The 20,105-nt window shown below is 41.4% G+C and carries 19 protein-coding genes; 14 read left to right on the top strand and 5 right to left on the bottom strand.

All coding sequences use genetic code 11. The features are described from left to right. Window positions 1-56: 56 nt before the first annotated feature. The 3 genes from gshA to luxS all read left to right on the top strand — a co-directional run bounded on the left by gshA (window position 57) and on the right by luxS (window position 3,031). Complete coding sequence (gene gshA, locus C9J42_RS20605) at window positions 57-1,631, top strand: glutamate--cysteine ligase (protein ID WP_107288117.1); 1,575 nt, start codon at window positions 57-59, stop codon at window positions 1,629-1,631. Window positions 1,632-1,826: 195 nt separating this feature from the next. Next, window positions 1,827-2,435, top strand: a complete 609-nt coding sequence (locus C9J42_RS20600; RefSeq protein ID WP_045084408.1) for a hypothetical protein — start codon at window positions 1,827-1,829, stop codon at window positions 2,433-2,435. 77 nt (window positions 2,436-2,512) lie between these two features. Beyond that, window positions 2,513-3,031: an S-ribosylhomocysteine lyase gene (gene luxS / locus C9J42_RS20595; RefSeq protein ID WP_107262002.1), complete on the top strand. Its 519-nt coding sequence runs from the start codon at window positions 2,513-2,515 to the stop codon at window positions 3,029-3,031. Window positions 3,032-3,091: 60 nt separating this feature from the next. Here luxS and C9J42_RS20590 read toward each other — a convergent pair whose 3' ends face one another. Continuing rightward, the gene (locus C9J42_RS20590) at window positions 3,092-4,357 is read right to left on the bottom strand and encodes an HlyC/CorC family transporter (protein WP_107208705.1); all 1,266 of its coding nucleotides are present in this window, start codon (window positions 4,355-4,357) and stop codon (window positions 3,092-3,094) included. Between the two features lie 112 nt (window positions 4,358-4,469). Further along, a complete protein-coding gene (locus C9J42_RS20585) occupies window positions 4,470-5,267 on the bottom strand; it encodes an inner membrane protein YpjD (RefSeq protein ID WP_107208706.1) in 798 nt (265 codons plus the stop codon). Between the two features lie 208 nt (window positions 5,268-5,475). Here C9J42_RS20585 and ffh point away from each other — a divergent pair, with 208 nt between their 5' ends. The 8 genes from ffh (at window position 5,476) to tyrA (ending at window position 12,113) form a co-directional block, all read left to right on the top strand. Beyond that, window positions 5,476-6,843, top strand: a complete 1,368-nt coding sequence (gene ffh / locus C9J42_RS20580; protein ID WP_005371527.1) for a signal recognition particle protein — start codon at window positions 5,476-5,478, stop codon at window positions 6,841-6,843. A gap of 171 nt (window positions 6,844-7,014) precedes the next feature. Continuing rightward, window positions 7,015-7,263 carry a 30S ribosomal protein S16 gene (rpsP, locus tag C9J42_RS20575; RefSeq protein ID WP_005371529.1) on the top strand — a complete coding sequence of 83 codons (249 nt, stop codon included), beginning with the start codon at window positions 7,015-7,017 and terminating at the stop codon, window positions 7,261-7,263. A gap of 27 nt (window positions 7,264-7,290) precedes the next feature. Further along, window positions 7,291-7,824, top strand: coding sequence for a ribosome maturation factor RimM (rimM, locus tag C9J42_RS20570; RefSeq protein ID WP_005371530.1), 534 nt, complete (start codon window positions 7,291-7,293; stop codon window positions 7,822-7,824). Window positions 7,825-7,847: 23 nt separating this feature from the next. Further along, the gene (trmD, locus tag C9J42_RS20565) at window positions 7,848-8,594 is read left to right on the top strand and encodes a tRNA (guanosine(37)-N1)-methyltransferase TrmD (RefSeq protein WP_107208707.1); all 747 of its coding nucleotides are present in this window, start codon (window positions 7,848-7,850) and stop codon (window positions 8,592-8,594) included. A 37-nt stretch (window positions 8,595-8,631) separates the two neighbouring features. Beyond that, the gene (gene rplS, locus C9J42_RS20560) at window positions 8,632-8,982 is read left to right on the top strand and encodes a 50S ribosomal protein L19 (protein ID WP_005371532.1); all 351 of its coding nucleotides are present in this window, start codon (window positions 8,632-8,634) and stop codon (window positions 8,980-8,982) included. 281 nt (window positions 8,983-9,263) lie between these two features. Further along, window positions 9,264-9,644: a DUF2799 domain-containing protein gene (locus C9J42_RS20555; protein ID WP_107208708.1), complete on the top strand. Its 381-nt coding sequence runs from the start codon at window positions 9,264-9,266 to the stop codon at window positions 9,642-9,644. Between the two features lie 248 nt (window positions 9,645-9,892). Further along, window positions 9,893-10,963 carry a 3-deoxy-7-phosphoheptulonate synthase gene (locus tag C9J42_RS20550; RefSeq protein ID WP_107208709.1) on the top strand — a complete coding sequence of 357 codons (1,071 nt, stop codon included), beginning with the start codon at window positions 9,893-9,895 and terminating at the stop codon, window positions 10,961-10,963. 19 nt (window positions 10,964-10,982) lie between these two features. After that, on the top strand, window positions 10,983-12,113 hold the full coding sequence (gene tyrA, locus C9J42_RS20545; RefSeq protein WP_107208710.1) for a bifunctional chorismate mutase/prephenate dehydrogenase: 1,131 nt from the start codon (window positions 10,983-10,985) through the stop codon (window positions 12,111-12,113). 94 nt (window positions 12,114-12,207) lie between these two features. Here the strand turns inward: tyrA and pheA are convergent, their stop codons facing one another. The 3 genes from pheA to bamD form a co-directional block, all read right to left on the bottom strand. Then, window positions 12,208-13,383, bottom strand: coding sequence for a prephenate dehydratase (pheA, locus tag C9J42_RS20540; RefSeq protein WP_107208711.1), 1,176 nt, complete (start codon window positions 13,381-13,383; stop codon window positions 12,208-12,210). A gap of 312 nt (window positions 13,384-13,695) precedes the next feature. Beyond that, window positions 13,696-14,064 (bottom strand): ribosome hibernation-promoting factor, HPF/YfiA family, encoded by a 369-nt coding sequence (gene hpf / locus C9J42_RS20535; protein ID WP_005371540.1) that lies wholly within the window; start codon window positions 14,062-14,064, stop codon window positions 13,696-13,698. Between the two features lie 398 nt (window positions 14,065-14,462). Then, window positions 14,463-15,191 (bottom strand): outer membrane protein assembly factor BamD, encoded by a 729-nt coding sequence (gene bamD, locus C9J42_RS20530; RefSeq protein WP_107208712.1) that lies wholly within the window; start codon window positions 15,189-15,191, stop codon window positions 14,463-14,465. Between the two features lie 168 nt (window positions 15,192-15,359). On the opposite strand from bamD, the gene rluD reads away from it, so the two are divergent. From rluD to clpB, 3 genes are all read left to right on the top strand, one after another. Beyond that, window positions 15,360-16,334 carry a 23S rRNA pseudouridine(1911/1915/1917) synthase RluD gene (rluD, locus tag C9J42_RS20525; RefSeq protein ID WP_005371544.1) on the top strand — a complete coding sequence of 325 codons (975 nt, stop codon included), beginning with the start codon at window positions 15,360-15,362 and terminating at the stop codon, window positions 16,332-16,334. Further along, window positions 16,334-17,071: a peptidoglycan editing factor PgeF gene (gene pgeF / locus C9J42_RS20520; protein ID WP_107247908.1), complete on the top strand. Its 738-nt coding sequence runs from the start codon at window positions 16,334-16,336 to the stop codon at window positions 17,069-17,071. The genes rluD and pgeF overlap by 1 nt, the downstream gene beginning before the upstream one ends. Before the next feature lie 163 nt (window positions 17,072-17,234). Continuing rightward, window positions 17,235-19,811 (top strand): ATP-dependent chaperone ClpB, encoded by a 2,577-nt coding sequence (clpB, locus tag C9J42_RS20515; RefSeq protein ID WP_107208714.1) that lies wholly within the window; start codon window positions 17,235-17,237, stop codon window positions 19,809-19,811. Window positions 19,812-20,105 lie beyond the last annotated feature (294 nt).

Genomic DNA, 20,105 nt, shown 5'->3' with positions numbered 1-20,105 from the left:
ATGCAATAATGATTACTCTGTTTTCCTTAAATTAGATTAAAACGAGAATAGCCTTGATGGATTTTTCACAGAGGTTACAGCAGCTTTCTACTCATGCTGATGCATTAACCCAGTTTGGGCGTGGACTTGAACGAGAGTCACTTCGAATTACTGCTGACAGGCATTTATCCCAACAACCTCATCCCGTGGCATTAGGCTCTGCGCTAACCAATAAGTGGATCACAACTGATTTTGCCGAATCATTGTTGGAATTTATTACACCAGTATCAACCGACGTTGATCAGTTGTTATGGCAACTTGAAGATATCCATAAATTTGCCTTAAGTAAAATGGATGGTGAGCGTTTATGGCCAATGTCGATGCCATGCTTTGTTGGCTCACAAGATGACATTACCTTAGCGCAATACGGTTCATCGAATACCGGACGAATGAAAACGCTTTACCGCGAAGGTTTAAAGCATCGCTATGGTAGCGTAATGCAGATCATCTCCGGTGTTCACTTTAACTTCTCATTTTCAGATAGTTTTTGGGATGGTTTATTGGGTGGGCAAACACTAGAGCAACGTCAAGCATCGGTGTCGGATGCATACTTTGGTTTGATCCGTAATTACTATCGTTTCGGTTGGTTAATTCCTTATTTATTTGGGGCGTCTCCTGCACTTTGTGGCTCTTTTATTAAAGACGACAAAGTGAAGGAATCATTTAGCAAAGTGGGTACAGGTACCTATTACTTAGAGAATGCAACAGCATTACGTTTAAGTGATTTAGGCTACACCAATAATGCGCAAAGCTCACTGAAAATTGGTTTTAATAGCCTTGAACAGTACCTAGAAGGCTTAAATAAAGCGATTCATACTCCGTCAAAAGAGTTTGCTGACATTGGTGTGGTTGTTAATGGTGAACGTCGTCAGCTAAACAGCAATGTACTACAAATTGAAAATGAGCTTTATGCGCCAATTCGCGCTAAACGAGTAACGAAAAGTGGTGAAAAGCCGTCAGAAGCACTAAAGCGTGGTGGTGTTGAGTATATCGAAGTTCGTTCGTTAGATGTAAACCCATTTAGCCCGATTGGTATCAGTGAAGATCAGGTACGTTTCCTTGATTTATTCCTAACGTGGGCGGTATTAACACCATCTGCTGATATGGATGATAGTGAGCTTGCTTGTTGGCGTGATAACTGGAACCGTGTTGTGGTTGACGGTCGTAACCCAGAATTGATGCTTAAGATCGGCTGTGCTGGTGAGCGTTTAAGCTTGCAAGATTGGGGGGCGCGTGTCTTTGCTGAATTGGAGCAAGTCGCGAAAACTATTGATGAGCTAAACGGTAATACTCTTTACCAACAAACATGCGAGCGTTTATTAGGTTGGATCCATCATCCTGAACGTACACTATCAGCGCAATTGCTTGAGCAAATTAAAGCGGAACAAGGTATTGGTAATCTTGGCTATAAGTTAGCAGCGCAACATGCAGAAAGCTTAAAAGCACAAAAATTCCGTTTTTATGATGCCAATACATTTGAACAAGAAGTACATCATTCGGTAGAAAAACAGCAACAGATCGAACATGATGACACCGTATCATTTGATGATTATCTCGATAATTACTTTGCCGATATTCATGTTGGCATGTAAAGAGTAACAACAAAAGAGTGTCTTCTTTCAAACAAATAAAAGCTGGGAGCCGGATGGTTCCAGCTTATTATTTTTAGTTTTTATTGATAGATACATTTTACATGGATGATGAAACCTCTTCTTTAGCTACTGTTAATCTCTATCCCTATATAATGTATTACTTGGTAAACGTCTTTAATGGAATGTGAGTGATATATGCAGCGATCTCTTCGTTTATTTTTGTTGTTCGGAATAACCCTCATTGTTTCAGGGTGTGCTTCTGCACCACCACGAGACCAATCGAATATTTGTAATATTTTTCGTCAATATCCGAGTTGGTATGATGATGCCGTTGATATGCAAAAAGAGTGGGGGACGCCCATCAATGTGGCGATGGCGATCATTAAACAAGAAAGCAGCTTCCGTCATGATGCTGAGCCACCGAAAAATTATGTACTCGGCTTTATTCCATGGGGACGTGTAAGCAGTGCTTATGGTTACGCACAAGCGCAAGATCCTGCATGGGAGGATTTTCAAAAGCACACAGGTCATGGCGGCTCACGTACTGATTTCGGCGATTCATTACAATTTGTTGGTTGGTATACCCATGAAACACAACGTCAGTTAGGGATTTCTAAATGGGATGCTTATCGTCAGTACTTGGCTTATCACGAAGGTCGAGGTGGGTTTAAGCGTGGAACATATTGGAAAAAGCCATGGCTAACCAAGGTTGCGCGTAAAGTAGAGCAGCAATCAAAGAACTATGGTTGGCAGTTAAAGCAGTGCCGTAAAGAATTAGAAAGTAATAGAAGCTGGTGGTTTTAGACTGTAACAAGTTGCGAATACAGAAAAAGTACCAATAATTGAATAAGTCAGGATTGACGTGCAAGGAGAAGCAAATAATGCCATTACTCGATAGTTTTACTGTTGATCATACTAAAATGAATGCGCCAGCAGTACGTGTTGCAAAGACCATGCAAACACCAAAAGGCGATACCATTACGGTGTTTGATTTACGTTTTTGTCGTCCAAACGTTGATATTTTAAGTGAGCGTGGAATTCATACTCTTGAGCATCTTTATGCTGGTTTTATGCGTGCGCACCTTAATTCAAATAATGTCGAAATCATCGATATCTCGCCGATGGGATGTCGCACTGGTTTCTACATGAGCTTAATCGGCACACCGACTGAAGAAGTAGTTGCTGCAAGCTGGCAAGCGGCAATGGAAGATGTGTTGAAAGTGGAATCACAAAATCAAATTCCAGAGCTGAATGAATACCAGTGTGGAACCTATGACATGCACTCATTAGATGAAGCGAAGCAAATTGCTCAAACGATCTTAGCGCAAGGGATCTCTGTTAACTTAAATAATGAGTTGGCACTCCCAGAAACGATGCTACAAGAGCTAACAGTAAAATAAGTCTATGGGTAAACAACTGAGAATAAAAAGCCGACATCATGTCGGCTTTTTTATGTATTATTACGGATTGTCGGGTAATACCTTGATCAACTTGATCATATTGTCGGATACTTCCACTATTTCCATTTTATGATCAGCAATAATTATACTGACCTGATTTTCTGGAATGTATTCTAAGTGTTCTAAGATCAAACCATTTAAGGTTCTAGGGCCATCAGTTGGCAGTTTCCAATTTAGGCTCTTATTCAAATCGCGAATGTTGGCACTGCCTTCAATCATCAAGCTACCGTCACTTTGCGCAGTGATCTCTTCTGCTAATGTTGGTGTGATAGACGTTGTAAATTCTCCTACGATTTCTTCAAGAATATCTTCTACCGTGATTAAGCCTTGGATATCACCGTACTCATCGACGATCAAACCAATACGCTCTTTATTTCGTTGGAATTTCAAAAGCTGGGTGTTCAGTGGGGTACCTTCTGGAATGAAATAGACTTCATCAGCTGCACGTAATAGGTTTTCTTTACTGAAATCGTTTTTGTCCATCATCAGGCGGTAGGCTTCACGTACACGTAACATACCAACCACTTCATCAATATTGTCACGGTAAAGTACGATACGACCATGCGCTGAATGGCTTAGTTGGCGGACTATTGATTTCCAATCATCATTAACGTTAATGGCTGCGATCTCACTGCGCGGTACCATTAAGTCTTCCACTGTGACATTTTCTAAATCAAGAATCGATAACAGCATATCTTGGTGACGACGAGGGATTAAGCCGCCGGCTTCGTTAACAACGGTACGCAATTCTTCTGAGCTCAATTTAGATGAACTGTTATTACTGCTCTTTAATCCTAAAATGAAAAGAAACGCACTGGTGATCCCATTAACAAACCACACTAATGGGTAAAGCACTTTCATTAAAATGTTTAAGATGATGCTGCTGGCATAAGAGACACGTTCAGGATAGAGCGCAGCTACCGTCTTAGGAGTTACTTCTGCAAAGACAAGGATTAAAATAGTCAGTGCACCTGTTGCAATCGCCACACCAGCATCGCCATAAAGGCGCATACCAAGAATAGTCGCAATCGCTGATGCTAAAATATTAACTAAATTATTACCGATCAGAATTAGGCCAATTAAGCGATCTGTACGAGACAGTAGTTTCTCGACACGTTTAGCTCCTTTATGGCCTTGGTTGGCCATGTGGCGTAGTTTGTAGCGATTTAGTGCCATCATGCCTGTTTCTGAGCTGGAGAAATAAGCTGATAGAACGATCATTAAAATAAGTAGAGAGAATAGTACACCTGTGGAGATCTCGTCCAAAAGTCGTAACCCTTAATGTTTTATGCAAGCTAAAACCCTCGTATAGAGGGCAAAATTATAAGTATTGTAATTATAGAAATATTCTATATTAAGATATGATGGGTAATAGTAATTACATGCCAATGATGATTTCTTTCACGAATCGGCTCCCAAAGTAAGCTAGGGTGAGTAGAAATGCACCAACGAGACTGAACCAAATTACCCTGCGTCCACGCCAACCTTTTTGGTAATGTCCCCATAGTAAGACACTGTAAACACCCCAAGCTAATAATGATAGTATCGCTTTATGGGTTTTACCTTGAGCTATGATATCGTTAATAAATAGATAGCCTGTGAGCAAGGTTACGGTTAATAACGCATATCCAACAATAATGATCTTGAAAAGTTGGCGTTCAACCATCATTAATGGAGGAATATTAGGGTTCATTGCTAAGCTCTTTTTATGTTTAAGCTTATGATCAAGCCATGCTAATTGAATAGCATATAGGCTCGCAATTGTAAGGGTTGAATATGAGAACAAAGCAAGAGAAATATGCAGTAATACTTGCGGATGTGCTTCTAAATGGGTAATAAAAGCACCGGGCAATAAAGCTGAAGCCGCTAAATTAATAGCAGCAAAACTGTATATGACGGGCAATAAAAACCAAATCCGCATTTTTAACATTGCTACTGTAGTCAAGCAGGCAATAATTACGCTGATTAACGAAGCAACGTTAAGAATACTGAGGTTTTGTCCTGCACCTGCAAAGATAAGATCTTTAAGCAGTAGGATATGAAAAATAATTGCCATACAGGCTGCGGCAAAAACAGGGGTAACTTTTATGCCGTTATTGTTAGCAAGTCCTGGAATAACCAGCAACAGTGCAATGAGATAAAAGCCAACTGCTGGAATAGCAAGTAACATATCCATAATAAATGAGATAGCTCCGTAGTAACTAATGGCTATTTTATAAGGTTTTAGAGATGCAATTATACCTTGCTCAAACCTTCACCGCCAACGTAATACCTAAAAGTGACAGAGGATTACATGAAAACGAAGGTTTTTTTACGGTATACTTGTACCAATTTTAGTGATTTTGCAATTTTAATTGAGTTGCGTAACGAGCGAGTAGCACCACATGTTCGAAAATTTAACCGAGCGTTTATCGCGAACGCTTAAAAATGTCAGCGGCCGTGGTCGCCTTACGGATGACAACATCAAGGATACTTTGCGTGAAGTGCGCATGGCATTACTCGAGGCTGATGTTGCGCTGCCCGTTGTTCGTGAATTCGTTAAGCGTGTAAAAGAGCGCGCTGTTGGTACTGAAGTATCAAAAAGTTTAACGCCAGGTCAAGAATTCATCAAAATCGTTCAAGCTGAACTTGAAGCGGTGATGGGTGAAGAAAACGAAGGCTTGGATTTAAGTTGCCAACCGCCAGCAGTTATTTTAATGGCAGGTTTACAAGGTGCAGGTAAAACAACTAGCGTCGGTAAATTAGGTAAGCTATTAAAAGAGCGTGATAGTAAAAAAGTATTGGTTGTTTCTGCCGACGTATACCGTCCTGCGGCAATCAAGCAGCTTGAGACGCTAGCGGGTGATGTTGGTATTGATTTCTTCCCATCAAACGTAGAGCAGAAACCTGTCGAGATCGCAAAAGCGGCGCTTGAGCACGGAAAGCTTAAATTTTACGATGTGGTGATTGTCGATACAGCGGGTCGTCTTCACGTTGATGAAGAGATGATGGATGAGATTAAAGACGTCCATAAAACATTAAACCCTGTTGAGACACTGTTCGTGGTTGATGCCATGACAGGTCAAGATGCGGCAAACACAGCTAAAGCCTTTAATGATGCATTACCACTAACAGGTGTGATCTTAACCAAGGTGGATGGTGATGCCCGTGGCGGTGCTGCGTTATCAGTACGTCATATTACCGGTAAGCCAATTAAATTTTTAGGTGTTGGTGAAAAAACTGATGCGCTAGAGCCGTTCCATCCAAACCGTGTTGCTTCTCGTATCTTAGGTATGGGTGACGTTCTTTCTTTAATCGAAGATTTAGAACGTAACGTTGATAAGCAAGAAGCGGAAAAACTGGCGAAGAAATTCAAAGACAAAAAAGGCTTCGATTTAGAAGACTTCCGTAGCCAGCTTCAACAAATGAAAAACATGGGCGGTATGATGGGAATGCTTGATAAGCTTCCGGGTATGTCACAACTACCGTCTGATGTGAAAGATAAAGTGGACGATAAAGTGTTCGTTCAAATGGAAGCTATCATTAATTCAATGACCAAAGGTGAGCGCGCACATCCTGAACTTATCAAAGGTTCACGTAAAAAGCGTATTGCTGCAGGTTCAGGTACACAAGTACAAGATGTGAACCGTTTATTGAAGCAATTTACCCAAATGCAGAAGATGATGAAGAAAATGCAAAAGGGTGGAATGAAGAATATGATGCGCCAAATGAAGGGTATGATGCCTGGTGGCGGAATGTTCCCTGGGCGCTAATCCCATAATTTTAAAAGATTTTAAAGTCGATTGGTTATTTTACTGGCGAAAAAGTAACTAAAGCAGTTGCATTCGTCGTTCTAAAGAGTAAAATTCCGAGGCTTTATTTTGGCACGGGCCCCGTTTTTTAAGCGGGGCCAATTTAATTTACAGTAATGCAAAGAGGACGATATGGTAACCATTCGTTTGGCACGTCACGGCGCTAAGAAGCGTCCATTCTATCAAATCGTTGTTGCTGACTCACGTTGTTCACGTGACGGTCGTAACATCGAGCAAATCGGTTTCTTCAACCCACTAGCTAAGGGTCAAGAAGAGCGTCTACGTTTAGACCTAGATCGCGTAAACCACTGGGTAGGTCAAGGCGCTTCTGTGACTGACCGCGCAGCAAAACTAATCAAAGATGCAGCGAAAGCAGCTTAATTTGATTATTAAGGTAGAAGAGAAACGATGAGCAATAAAAACCAAGACCACATTATTGTCGGTAAACTGGGTGCCACCTACGGTATCAAGGGTTGGCTCAAAGTTTTTTCCTACACCGAACAATCTGAAAGCATTTTCTCTTACACCCCTTGGCTTATTAAAGTTAAAGGTGAGTGGAAAGAGATCCATGTTGAATCATGGAAACGCCATGGCCAAGGTCTGGTGGCTAAGCTAGAAGGTATGGATATCCGCGAGGATGCCCAAGTTTTCACTAACGCTGAAGTCGCTGTATTGGCTGAGCAATTACCAGCATTGTCAGATGAAGAATTCTACTGGCGTGAGTTGTTTGGTATGTCTGTATTCACTACCGAAGGTTACGACCTAGGTAAGGTGACAGACATCCTGGAAACAGGTTCAAACGACGTGTTAGTTGTTAAGGCGAATTTAAAAGATGCTTTCGGGCAGAAGGAACGATTAATTCCGTTCCTCGATGAGCAGGTCATCAAGTTGATTGATCGCACTGCTCAGCGGATCGAAGTTGACTGGGATCCTGAGTTTTAACCTCCGGTAATAAGGTGAGTAACATGTGGGTTGGTGTAATCAGCCTTTTTCCTGAAATGTTCTCTTCCATTACCAATTTTGGGGTAACAGGCCAGGCGGTAAAAAAAGGCCTTTTGACTGTTGATACGTGGAATCCTCGTGATTTTACGCTCGACAAACATCGTACGGTAGATGATCGACCATACGGTGGTGGACCGGGTATGTTGATGATGGTACAGCCTTTGCGCGATGCCATTCACACTGCCAAACAGTCTGCAAAAGGTAAGGCTAAAGTAATCTACCTTTCCCCTCAGGGCCGTAAGCTGGATCAGGCTGGTGTTGAGGAGTTAGCGCAAAATGAGAATCTGATTCTTATTTGTGGTCGCTATGAAGGGGTTGATGAGCGCATTATCCAACAAGAGGTAGACGAAGAATGGTCTATCGGCGATTTTGTGTTAACGGGTGGTGAACTACCTGCTATGACGTTGGTGGATGCAGTTGTTCGGTTTGTTCCGGGCGTACTGGGAGACTTTGCGTCAGCAGAAGAAGATTCTTTTGCAAATGGCTTGCTAGATTGTCCTCATTACACAAGACCAGAATTGTTGGACGGGCAGGAAGTACCTTCGGTATTAATGTCTGGCAATCATAAAGAGATTAGTCGCTGGCGATTAAAACAATCGCTAGGCCGTACATGGCTAAGAAGACCAGAGCTCCTGGAAAACCTAGCTCTGACTGACGATCAGGAATTCTTGCTAGCGGAATTTATCCGTGAACATAAAGCAAGTATTTAATTAATTTAGTATCAGTTTATTCTAGGGTATATACCAAATGAGTAACATCATTAAAGCTCTTGAGCAAGAGCAACTAAAAACAGACCTACCGACTTTCGCACCAGGTGACACTGTTGTTGTTCAAGTTAAGGTAAAAGAAGGTGACCGTGAGCGTCTACAGGCTTTTGAAGGCGTTGTAATCGCAATCCGTAACCGTGGTCTACATTCTGCATTTACTGTTCGTAAAATTTCGAACGGTGAAGGTGTTGAGCGTGCGTTCCAAACTCACTCTCCAGTAGTTGACAGCATTACTGTTAAACGTCGTGGTGCAGTACGTCGTGCCAAGTTGTACTACCTACGTGAGCGTTCTGGTAAATCAGCACGTATCCGTGAGAAGCTATCTAAGTAATAGCTTTAAACGCTTGACGTTTAATCGAAAAGCCCACCGAAAGGTGGGCTTTTTTATATCTGTAAATTATCAATTGGGTAGCTTTAGGGTGAATGAGTATTTAAACAGATGAAAAGCGCTGTATATTTACTGAACAGACTCTAATTAAGTACAATGTTTGCACTATTATGCTAGGTTAGATTGAGAACATATTGTATAAAATTCATAGCGAGTTAGAGGCTGAATAACACTACGTTTTTTTGCTTCTCAAAACTCCTCGATTTGATAACCAAGGAAAAGTTATGAAAGTACTTCCTCTTTTGACTCTCTCTTCTGTTGTGCTTCTATCTGGCTGTGTCACACAGTCCTCTTTAATCAGCAAAGGAAACTTTGAACAGCTCGGTTTCTATGACGGTGCTGGTGGTCGAATTGCGCTAACAACTACACAACTTGATAAAATCTCAGATAAATATGACGCGATGGAAACACCTAATCATCAAGAGTATCTGCAAGGTTATAATAAAGGTCGTGATAATTACTGCTCTATTGAACATGTATTGCAGCTAGGTGAGCAAGGAAAAGTGAATTGGGGAATTTGTGAATATCGTCGTGAGGTCCCACTTTTTAAAGCTAAATGGCAGCAAGGGTTTGAACGCTATGGGACAATGGAGCCACGCTTTTAAGTAAATACGCTCATTTAAAGCAACTATTATTATTTTAAATAACGTTTAAGCTAGCGATAAAAGTGTTTTTCTTATACAAAACACCACCTGTAAATATTTATTTACAGGTGGTGTTTTTTATTTACACCACTATTGCAATAGGTCATCAAGACTTGTTATGTTTGTTGGCACAATGTTACTAATGGATATAGTGATAACGAAACAGGGATTGTGTTTCGCGCTAACGAATCAATGACAAGGATGCCACTATGCAAAAAGACCAACTCAATAACGTTCATATCGAAGATGAATCTGTTCTCATTACGCCAGCAAAGTTGAAACAAGACTTATCTGCCTCTAAACAAGCGTTGTCTTTTGTGGAGCAATCACGTCAAACCATCGCCGATATTATTCATAAGCGCGATCATCGTTTATTGGTCGTGTGTGGACCTTGTTCGATTCATGATGTTGAGCAAGCAAAAGCTTATGGGCAGAAGTTAAAGCAGTTGGCAGAAGAGCTTAGCGATCAACTCTATATTGTGATGCGAGTCTATTTTGAAAAACCACGCACTACAGTTGGATGGAAAGGCTTAATTAACGACCCGTACATTAATGGTTCATTTGCTGTTGAAGAAGGTTTGCATATTGGCCGTCAGCTATTAATTGACTTAGTTGAAGAGGGCATTCCTTTAGCGACCGAAGCACTTGATCCGATTAGTCCGCAATATTTAGGTGATTTATTTAGTTGGGCAGCCATTGGTGCACGTACGACGGAATCACAAACCCACCGTGAAATGGCAAGTGGGCTATCAATGCCAGTAGGCTTTAAAAATGGTACTGATGGTAGCCTGGCAACAGCGATTAATGCGATGCAAGCGGCAGCGTCAGGTCATAAATTTATGGGAATTAACCCTGATGGACAAGTTGCACTGCTAAATACGGAAGGTAACCCTGACGGTCATGTTATTTTACGTGGTGGTAAGCAAACTAATTACGATTCAGTGTCAGTTAGAGAGTGTGAAAACGAGATGGTCGGATCAGGTCTTTCACCAGCCTTAATGGTAGACTGTAGCCATGCTAATTCTCGTAAAGATTATCGTCGCCAACCTTTGGTAGCTGAAGATGTAATTCATCAGATCCGAGAAGGAAATCAGTCTATTATAGGGTTGATGATCGAAAGCCATCTTGATGAAGGGAACCAGAGTGCCGATCTTCCTCGAGATGAAATGAAGTACGGCGTATCGATAACTGATGCATGTATTAGTTGGGACACCACCGAGAAATTATTGCGTCAGGCACATAAGGAATTGGTGCCGTTCTTACAAGATCGAATTAAATAATTACGGATAAAAAGAAATCATGGTTGCTGAGTTAAGCAAATTAAGAGATCAAATTGATGATGTAGATCGTCAAATGGTTGAGTTATTGGCTCAACGACTCGCGTTAGTTGAGCAGGTCGGCGTCGTTAAAAGTCAGCATGGCTTACCGATCTATGCCCCAGATCGTGAAGCGGCAATGTTGGCATCTCGTCGCGAAGAGGCGGAACGTCAAGGGGTCCCTGCGGATCTTATCGAAGATGTACTTCGTCGAACGATGCGTGAATCTTATTCGAGTGAAAACGATTCTGGTTTTAAATGTTTAAATCCACAATTGCGACCAATTGTTATTGTTGGTGGCCATGGACAGTTAGGTAAATTGTTTTGTCGTCTGTTTGAACTGTCGGGTTACCAAGTTAAAACATTAGGTAGCCAAGATTGGGATCGTGCCGATGAAATATTGCATGATGCAGGTATGGTCGTTGTTTCTGTTCCTATCCATTTAACAGAGATGGTGATTGCGAAACTCGATAATTTACCTAAAGACTGTTTACTTGCTGACTTAACATCGATTAAAAGTGGTCCATTACAAGCGATGTTAGAAGTGCATAAAGGCCCTGTAGTTGGGTTACACCCAATGTTTGGTCCTGATATTCCAAGTCTGGCAAAGCAGGTGATTGTGTACTGTGATGGGCGAAATCCAGAAAGCTACCAATGGCTGTTGGAGCAGTTTCAAATTTGGGGCGCAACGCTAAATCGTATTAGTGCGATTGAGCACGATCAGGGGATGACTTTGATCCAAGCATTACGTCACTTTACGTCGTTTGTTTACGGTGTTCATCTTGCAGAAGAAGATCCTAAGCTAGAGCAGTTAATGTCGTTAAGCTCACCAATCTATCGCTTAGAACTCGCGATGGTTGGGCGTCTATTTGCTCAAGATGCGCAATTGTACGGTGACATTATTATGTCGGCACCACAGAATATTGCGATGATCAAACGTTTCCATCAGCGCTTTGGTGAAGCGATTGAAATGCTAGATGCTCAAGACAAAGATGCGTTTAAACAAGCCTTTGGTCAGGTATCAGGATGGTTTGGCGATTACGCTGAACATTTTTTAGCAGAGAGCCAGGGACTGCTTAGGCAGGCGAACGATTCAACTCACCGTAAATCGTAGTTAATTTTCTGATAGTTCAAAATAAAAGAGCCCGTTATGTCATTATTACTCGAAAGAGAATGTCATAACGGGCTTTTTGTTATTCGTACTTTTTTTAGTCGAGGAGCTCAACTTCTGTTGGCGCGACATTTTCACTTGGATAACAGCCTAATACTTTAATAAAGCGAGTTAGGCGGGTGAGTTCTTCTAGCGCTTGTTGCATCACGTCTGATTTAAGATTGACCTCAACATCCACATAGAACATTTCTTCCCATGGGTTGCCAATAACAGGGCGTGATTCCAGCTTACTCATATTGATATTAAGATTTCTCAGCACCAGTAAACATTCAACCAATGAACCTGCTTTTTGTGCTGTCGACATAATTAAAGTGGTTTTTGCTGGGATCAAGGATGTTACATCAACAGGTTTACGTGCTACGACAATAAAGCGGGTGAAGTTTTCTTGCTGATTGGCAATATCTGATTTAATGGAGGTTAAACCATACAATTCGCCGCTAGATGCATTACCAATAGCTGCAACATTCGGTTGTTTTAGCTCTGCAACTTGCTCCATCGCTTCAGCGGTACTTGAACAATATTCTTGTTTTATGCTCCCCATACTATGAAGGAACTCGCTACATTGTTGGTGTGGCTGTGGATGAGAATACAAGGTATCAATATGTTCAAGTTTCGTATCGACAGCTGTAAGTAGGCAATGTTCGATAGGTTGGGTTATCTCGCCCACAATAGAAAGACTTGTGTGTTGTAATAAATCATACACTTCATTGATTGAGCCTGAGCTGGTATTTTCAATTGGTAAGACACCATAATCAGCATTACCTGTTTCTACAGTATTGAAAATATCGCGAAAAGTAGAACAACTCAGCTCAACTAGATCGGTTTGTTTACGGCTAAAATAATTTCGGCTAGCTAAGTAAGAGTATGAGCCTTTAGCACCAAGAAAAGCGACACGAGCAGTTGGATTCGCACTATCTGGGTTGGCGAGTTTTTGTAGGTAAGCCTGTTGAAATAATACGGAGTCTTCAATTATGGTATGGAAGATCTGCGTAACATATTGAGCATCTAATTGATGACGCTTGCCACTTTCTATCAGTTTTAAAAGTAATTCGTGTTCACGTGTTTGATCGCGTACAGGTTTTGCGGTGCTAATTTTACTTTTAGCCACCTCTAAACTAAGCGCTCTTCGCTCTGCCAGTAGTTCAAGTAAAGCGTTATCAATACGACTGACATTTTGACGAATGTCATCGAGAGAATAGCGAGTATCGGTCATTGGCGTCCCTATCTGATTTCCGAGTATAGCGATAGCTTATATCGTTGTTTACCTTTCATATCATGCTAATGTGAACTGATATGAAAGAGTTGATGAATAGATAAGCTTTGATGATATAAGCGAATTGGTCATTTTTTATCTTTAGCCACATTATGCAGCACACTATTTATTGTCAAGTAGATTAGTGGCTAGTGCTAAGAATGGAAATAATAAGGGAAGATCCCTATTGTTATGTTGAGATAATCAGAACAGTATTGCTTAAAACAAACAGCCCCGCATAAGCGGGGCTGTTTTAAAAATCCTTATGATATTCTAGTATGCGTCGTCTAACTCAACTTCATCTAGCTCTACTTCGTCTTCAGCCACTTCTGGCTTTTCACTATGGCTCGCACGACGAGCATTAGGTTTGTGAGCTTGTTTTTTCAACTGTCGGTCAAGCTTTTGGTAAAGCTCTGTAATCGCACCAAACAGGTCGTCATGCTCTGCAGAAGCAACGAGTTGTCCTCCAGCAATGTTTACTGCAGCCTCGACTTTAAATTGCTTGCTTGGCTCTTTGCTAATCACAACGTGTTTTTTGATTAGCGGCACCTGAAGTTTTTCTAACTTATTGAACTTAAATTCAAAACGCTCACGGATAGCCGGGGTGATATCGATGTTTTTACCAGTGATTTCTAATGTCATAATTATCTTCCTCGTTTGCTACCCTTCGTTGGGTTGAATTCAGATTACTAAATCTAGAACTTAATAATGTGACCTGTGTCACACTATAGCCTTTAATAATTATCAGCAAAAAAATCTGTGATCATCTTGGATTTGTAGCAAAAAAGTTTATAAAAAGTACTTGAGGTGAGAATAATATTTAAGGCAGTATGAAGGAAGGTGAAATGCTGGTGGCTAGTGCTAACTAGGGGTTTTATATAATAATTTTAATGCGATGAGTGTTTTTTAGTCATTGTAACTAGTCAGTGTAGCGATAAAAATCATTAATTAATGTTAAAATTTAAACACTATTTTAAATATAAAAAATGGCAGCTTATTTTTAAGCTGCCATTTTTTTATGAAATAAAGTGCACTACTGGTTAGTTGGCTGGGTTTAATTTCATTAATTTATCGGTGCGTTCAACTTCTTTTTGCAAGTTTAGCTTTTCATAAGCTGTTTTTTCCAGCGCTAATGATTGGCGTGCAGCTTCCGTATCAGGGTATAAACGTTGTACTTGCTGACAACGGTTAATTGCTGCAATCCATGCTCCACGACGAATATAGAAATCCGCAGTAGCTAAATCATAATTCGCTAAACGGTTTTTCAAAAAGATCATACGTGCTTTAGCATCTGCACCATATTCACTTTCAGGGTAACGCTCTAAAAGGTATTTAAAATCCTTGAAGGCTTGGCGTGATGGTGTTGGATCACGGTCAAATCGATTGATATTAAACATATCATGCATAAAGCTACGATCTTGAGCCATATGTGTTAAACCACTCATATACACAACCCAGTCAGCTTGTGGATTATCAGGGTTTAAACGTAAAAAGCGTTCAATCGTTGCTTCACCTAGTGCTAAATCATCACTTTTATAGTAAGCATAAATAAGATCTAGCTGTACTTGATCGGAATAAGCACCAAATGGGTAACGTGAATCTAGCGCTTCCAATTGTTCGATAGCCGATGTCCAATTTCCCTTTTGCAAAGCGGTCTGTGCTGATGCATATAAGTTTGATGGTGGCACATCTGGTATTACTTCTTCTTTACTCGAACAGCCTGAAAGAAGGGCTACGGCAAGAAGAGTCGTGATTGTCAGGCGTTTCATTGCGGCGTTAGTTTCCTTGATAAAAATTTTATTTTGCTCGATCCATTACGGTTAGAGCCGTTAACAGATACAATGACACTATATAGGTTACATCAAGCATAGTTTAAAGCTTGGTCCATTTTACGCAGCGTATGACAATTAGTCTCACGCTTTTTTAAAAAGTTCGCTATGGCACAGCAAATAGAATTGACAAACACAGTTGGTGAAAACCAATTAGGCATGCGCCTGGATCAGGTTATTGCTCAATTATATCCAGATTATTCGCGTTCGCGCATTAAAGATTGGATTTTAAACGGTATGGTTTCAGTGAATGGCGATGTCGTCAAGAAACCTCGTGAAAAAATGATGGGTGGCGAAGAGCTATTTATCCAAGCTGAGATCGAAGATGAAGTGCGTTGGGTTGCACAGGATATTCCTCTCGACATCGTTTACGAAGATGATGACATTCTTGTTATCAATAAACCTCGTGACTTTGTTGTTCACCCAGGCGCGGGTACGCCAGATGGTACGGTTCTGAATGCATTGCTGCATCATTGCCCATCTCTGGCTGAAGTTCCACGTGCGGGTATCGTTCACCGATTGGATAAAGATACTACCGGTTTAATGGTGGTTGCTAAAACGATTCAAGCACAAACGCGTTTAGTTCGTGCACTACAAAAGCGTAAGATTACGCGTGAGTATGAAGCGTTAGCTATCGGTCAGATGACAGGTGGTGGCACGATTGAAAAGCCAATTGGTCGCCACTCAACTAAGCGTATCTGTATGGCAGTACATGAAATGGGTAAAGATGCGATCACCCATTACCGTGTTGCTGAACGTTTCCGTGAACATACACGTATTGTATTACGTCTTGAAACGGGCCGTACGCACCAGATCCGTGTTCATATGTCATACATGAGCCACCCTTTAATTGGTGACGTGATTTATGGTGGTCGTCCTCGTCCGCCACGTGATGCATCTCCTGAATTTATTCAGGCACTGCGTGCGTTTGATCGACAAGCACTGCATGCACGTATGCTGCGATTAGATCACCCGATCACCGGTGAGAAGATGGAATGGCATGCACCGCTACCAATTGATATGGTGGCAATGATTGATATTTTGCGTAAAGACACGCAAGAAAATAACGAAGACGATTATTAATGAAAGTCATTATTCCTAACTGGCCAGCCTCGAAACATGTGCACGCGATAAGTACGACCCGTTTAGGTGGTGTTAGTGCAGCTCCATATCATGAATTGAATTTAGGGCTACATGTTGGGGATGATGAAGCTGTTGTTAATCAAAACCGTGAATTGTTGAAACAACATTGTGGTCTTGTGGATTCTCCTGCGTGGTTGAATCAAATCCACAGTGCTGATGTGATTGAGCTTAATGCTGAACTTTCATCAGTACCAGATGCTGATGGTAGCTTTACTCGTTCTCCGGGATTAGCCTGTGCCATCATGACTGCTGACTGTTTACCTGTTTTATTTTGCGATAAGCAAGGAACAGAAGTTGCTGCGGTTCATGCCGGATGGCGAGGACTGGCTACAGGTGTGATTGAGCACGCAGTGGAAAAATTTCACTGTAACGCAGCCGATATTATGGCGTGGTTAGGTCCAGCTATTGGGCCTAACGCATTTGAGGTCGGTGGTGAAGTGCGAGAACAATTTATGGCTGCCGATCCGAATGCCGAATGTGCTTTTATTCCGCATGGTGAGAAATGGTTGGCTGATTTGTATTTACTAGCAAAGCAGCGTTTGAATCGATTAGGTATCACAGCTGTTTATGGTGGAGAGTATTGTACTTTTACTGATGAACAGCAGTTTTATTCCTATCGACGACAAGCGGTAACAGGTCGTCAGGCCTCATTGATTTGGTTAGCGGATAACAAATAGCACGTAATTGGTTAACGTCGTTAATTATTGCTAAGCGAGTGATCTTCATAAAGATCGCTCGCTTTTTTTTTGCAGCATTATATTGCGATTTATAGAGTTGAAAAATACCTGTTAAGTATCCATATATATAGCATTAGTTTATTTATATTTATTGGGAGAACTTATGCGTCTTGACCGATTCACCAGCAAATTTCAATCGGCAATATCTGATGCTCAGTCGCTGGCTCTAGGACGAGACCATCAGTATATCGAGCCTGCACACCTTATGGTGGCTTTGCTTAATCAAGATGGTAGTACCGTGCGTCCGTTGCTCACCCTTTTGAACATCGATATTACCCAGTTACGTTCACGCTTAGCTGAGCTATTAGACCGCATGCCTAAAGTAACAGGTATTGGTGGTGAAGTTCAGCTTTCACATGGTATGGGCGTACTGCTTAATATGTGCGATAAGTTGGCACAAAAGCGGAAAGATAAATTTATTTCTTCTGAGCTGTTTATTTTAGCGGCAGCTGAAGATAAAGGCCCATTGGGTGAGTTATTTAAAGAATTAGGTTTAACGGCGAAAAATATTGAACAAGCGATTGATCAAGTTCGTGGTGGACAAAAAGTCGATGATCCTAATGCTGAAGAAAATCGCCAAGCTCTAGAGAAGTACACGATCGATTTAACCGAACGTGCAGAGCAGGGCAAATTAGATCCTGTTATCGGTCGTGACGATGAAATTCGCCGTACTATTCAAGTATTGCAACGCCGTACCAAAAATAACCCTGTGATCATCGGTGAGCCTGGGGTTGGTAAAACAGCCATCGTTGAAGGATTAGCACAACGCATTGTTAACGGTGAAGTACCTGAAGGCTTGCGTGATAAGCGTGTCCTTTCTCTCGATATGGGCTCATTGATTGCGGGTGCAAAATTCCGTGGTGAATTTGAAGAGCGCTTAAAAGCGGTACTTAACGAATTATCGCAAGAAGATGGCCGTGTGATTTTGTTCATCGATGAAATTCATACTATGGTTGGTGCGGGTAAAGGCGAAGGCTCAATGGATGCCGGTAACATGCTAAAACCTGCATTGGCACGTGGTGAGCTTCATTGTGTCGGTGCTACAACATTAGATGAATACCGTCAGTATATTGAGAAAGATGCGGCACTTGAACGTCGTTTCCAAAAAGTGCTGGTGGATGAACCTAGTGTTGAAGATACCATTGCAATTCTTCGTGGTTTGAAAGAGCGTTACGAGCTTCATCACCATGTAGAAATTACCGATCCTGCGATTGTAGCAGCAGCAACATTGTCACATCGTTATATTTCAGATCGTCAGTTACCTGATAAAGCAATTGATCTTATTGATGAAGCGGCATCAAGCATTCGTATGCAGATTGATTCAAAGCCCGAATCATTAGATCGTCTTGAGCGTCGTATTATTCAGCTTAAGATTGAACAGCAAGCGCTAGAAAAAGAAGATGATGCCGCAAGTAATAAACGTCTCAGTGATTTGCTTGAAGAGCTAGATCTAAAAGAGCGCGAATATGCAGAGCTTGAAGAAGTGTGGAATGCTGAAAAAGCAGCACTGTCAGGTACTCAACATATTAAAGCAGAGCTTGAACAAGCACGTACTGATGTGGAAATTGCTCGCCGTGCTGGCGATTTAAACCGTATGTCAGAGTTACAATATGGTCGTATTCCTGAGTTAGAGAAGCAGCTAGATCTTGCCGCGCAAGCAGAAATGCAAGAAATGACCTTGTTGAAAAACAAAGTGACTGATACTGAAATTGCCGATGTTTTATCAAAAGCGACAGGTATTCCTGTATCAAAAATGCTTGAAGGTGAGCGTGATAAATTGCTTCGTATGGAAGACGAATTACACCATCGTGTCATTGGTCAAGATGAAGCGGTAGTTGCTGTTGCGAATGCTATTCGTCGTAGCCGTGCAGGTCTTGCTGATCCGCAACGTCCAATTGGCTCTTTCTTATTCTTAGGCCCAACAGGTGTAGGTAAAACAGAGCTCTGTAAATCACTGGCAAACTTTATGTTTGATAGTGAAGAAGCAATGGTTCGAATCGACATGTCCGAGTTTATGGAGAAACACTCAGTCGCGCGTCTAGTGGGTGCGCCTCCAGGTTACGTCGGTTATGAAGAAGGTGGTTACCTAACAGAAGCGGTTCGTCGTCGTCCATATTCAGTAGTATTACTGGACGAAGTAGAAAAAGCACACCCTGATGTGTTCAATATCTTACTTCAAGTATTAGATGACGGTCGTTTAACTGATGGTCAAGGTCGTACAGTAGATTTCCGTAATACGGTGATCATCATGACATCGAACTTGGGCTCAGATCGTATTCAAGAGCATTTCGGCAACCTTGACTATGAGGGAATCAAAGCACTTGTAATGGAAGTTGTTGGACAACACTTCCGCCCTGAGTTTATTAACCGTGTTGATGAAACCGTTGTGTTCCATCCGCTTGGTAAAGAAAACATCAAGAATATTGCAAGTATTCAGCTTGAACGATTGAAAAAACGCCTCGCTGAAAAAGACTTCCGTCTAGATGTTGAAGACAGTGCGTTAGATATGATTGCCGAAGCTGGATTTGATCCTGTTTATGGCGCGCGTCCATTGAAACGTGCGATACAGCAATATATTGAAAACCCATTAGCGCAAGACTTGTTATCAGGTAAATTTGTTCCGGGTAAAGTGATAACACTGTCTGTGAAAGATGATGTAATTGTTGCTGAGCAAATTTAATTCCTTCATTTAATCACTATGACTAAACGCCCCGCATTGAAGTGGGGCGTTTTTTATCTAATGAAAAGAGTATCTTTAGGTGGATTCTTGATCATTACAAGATGAATTGTTTAAGGATTGTTCAAGCGAGCATTTTTCTTTTAAAAAGGGCTTGTCAGAAAAAAATCTCTCCCTATAATGCGACCTCACTGACACGGAGCAAGCCATTGGCTAGCAACCAAATCAGTATTGTTCTTTAACAATTTGACCATGCAATCTGTGTGGGCACTCGTTGAAAAGTTAAGTCGAAAGATT

It is taken from the genome of Photobacterium sp. GB-56 (assembly GCF_003026105.1).
Taxonomy (GTDB): Bacteria; Pseudomonadota; Gammaproteobacteria; order Enterobacterales; family Vibrionaceae; genus Photobacterium.
The sequence above is the reverse complement of the archived record's forward strand: the minus strand, read 5'-3'. Positions and strand labels throughout refer to the sequence as shown.

What these genes read in the sequence shown, in the direction of transcription:
- gshA (WP_107288117.1), top strand. Translation starts at nt 57, where the DNA reads ATGGATTTTTCACAGAGGTTACAGCAGCTTTCTACTCATGCTGATGCA.
- C9J42_RS20600 (WP_045084408.1), top strand. Translation starts at nt 1,827, where the DNA reads ATGCAGCGATCTCTTCGTTTATTTTTGTTGTTCGGAATAACCCTCATT.
- luxS (WP_107262002.1), top strand. Translation starts at nt 2,513, where the DNA reads ATGCCATTACTCGATAGTTTTACTGTTGATCATACTAAAATGAATGCG.
- C9J42_RS20585 (WP_107208706.1), bottom strand. Translation starts at nt 5,267, where the DNA reads ATGGATATGTTACTTGCTATTCCAGCAGTTGGCTTTTATCTCATTGCA.
- ffh (WP_005371527.1), top strand. Translation starts at nt 5,476, where the DNA reads ATGTTCGAAAATTTAACCGAGCGTTTATCGCGAACGCTTAAAAATGTC.
- rpsP (WP_005371529.1), top strand. Translation starts at nt 7,015, where the DNA reads ATGGTAACCATTCGTTTGGCACGTCACGGCGCTAAGAAGCGTCCATTC.
- rimM (WP_005371530.1), top strand. Translation starts at nt 7,291, where the DNA reads ATGAGCAATAAAAACCAAGACCACATTATTGTCGGTAAACTGGGTGCC.
- trmD (WP_107208707.1), top strand. Translation starts at nt 7,848, where the DNA reads ATGTGGGTTGGTGTAATCAGCCTTTTTCCTGAAATGTTCTCTTCCATT.
- rplS (WP_005371532.1), top strand. Translation starts at nt 8,632, where the DNA reads ATGAGTAACATCATTAAAGCTCTTGAGCAAGAGCAACTAAAAACAGAC.
- C9J42_RS20555 (WP_107208708.1), top strand. Translation starts at nt 9,264, where the DNA reads ATGAAAGTACTTCCTCTTTTGACTCTCTCTTCTGTTGTGCTTCTATCT.
- C9J42_RS20550 (WP_107208709.1), top strand. Translation starts at nt 9,893, where the DNA reads ATGCAAAAAGACCAACTCAATAACGTTCATATCGAAGATGAATCTGTT.
- tyrA (WP_107208710.1), top strand. Translation starts at nt 10,983, where the DNA reads ATGGTTGCTGAGTTAAGCAAATTAAGAGATCAAATTGATGATGTAGAT.
- pheA (WP_107208711.1), bottom strand. Translation starts at nt 13,383, where the DNA reads ATGACCGATACTCGCTATTCTCTCGATGACATTCGTCAAAATGTCAGT.
- hpf (WP_005371540.1), bottom strand. Translation starts at nt 14,064, where the DNA reads ATGACATTAGAAATCACTGGTAAAAACATCGATATCACCCCGGCTATC.
- bamD (WP_107208712.1), bottom strand. Translation starts at nt 15,191, where the DNA reads ATGAAACGCCTGACAATCACGACTCTTCTTGCCGTAGCCCTTCTTTCA.
- rluD (WP_005371544.1), top strand. Translation starts at nt 15,360, where the DNA reads ATGGCACAGCAAATAGAATTGACAAACACAGTTGGTGAAAACCAATTA.
- pgeF (WP_107247908.1), top strand. Translation starts at nt 16,334, where the DNA reads ATGAAAGTCATTATTCCTAACTGGCCAGCCTCGAAACATGTGCACGCG.
- clpB (WP_107208714.1), top strand. Translation starts at nt 17,235, where the DNA reads ATGCGTCTTGACCGATTCACCAGCAAATTTCAATCGGCAATATCTGAT.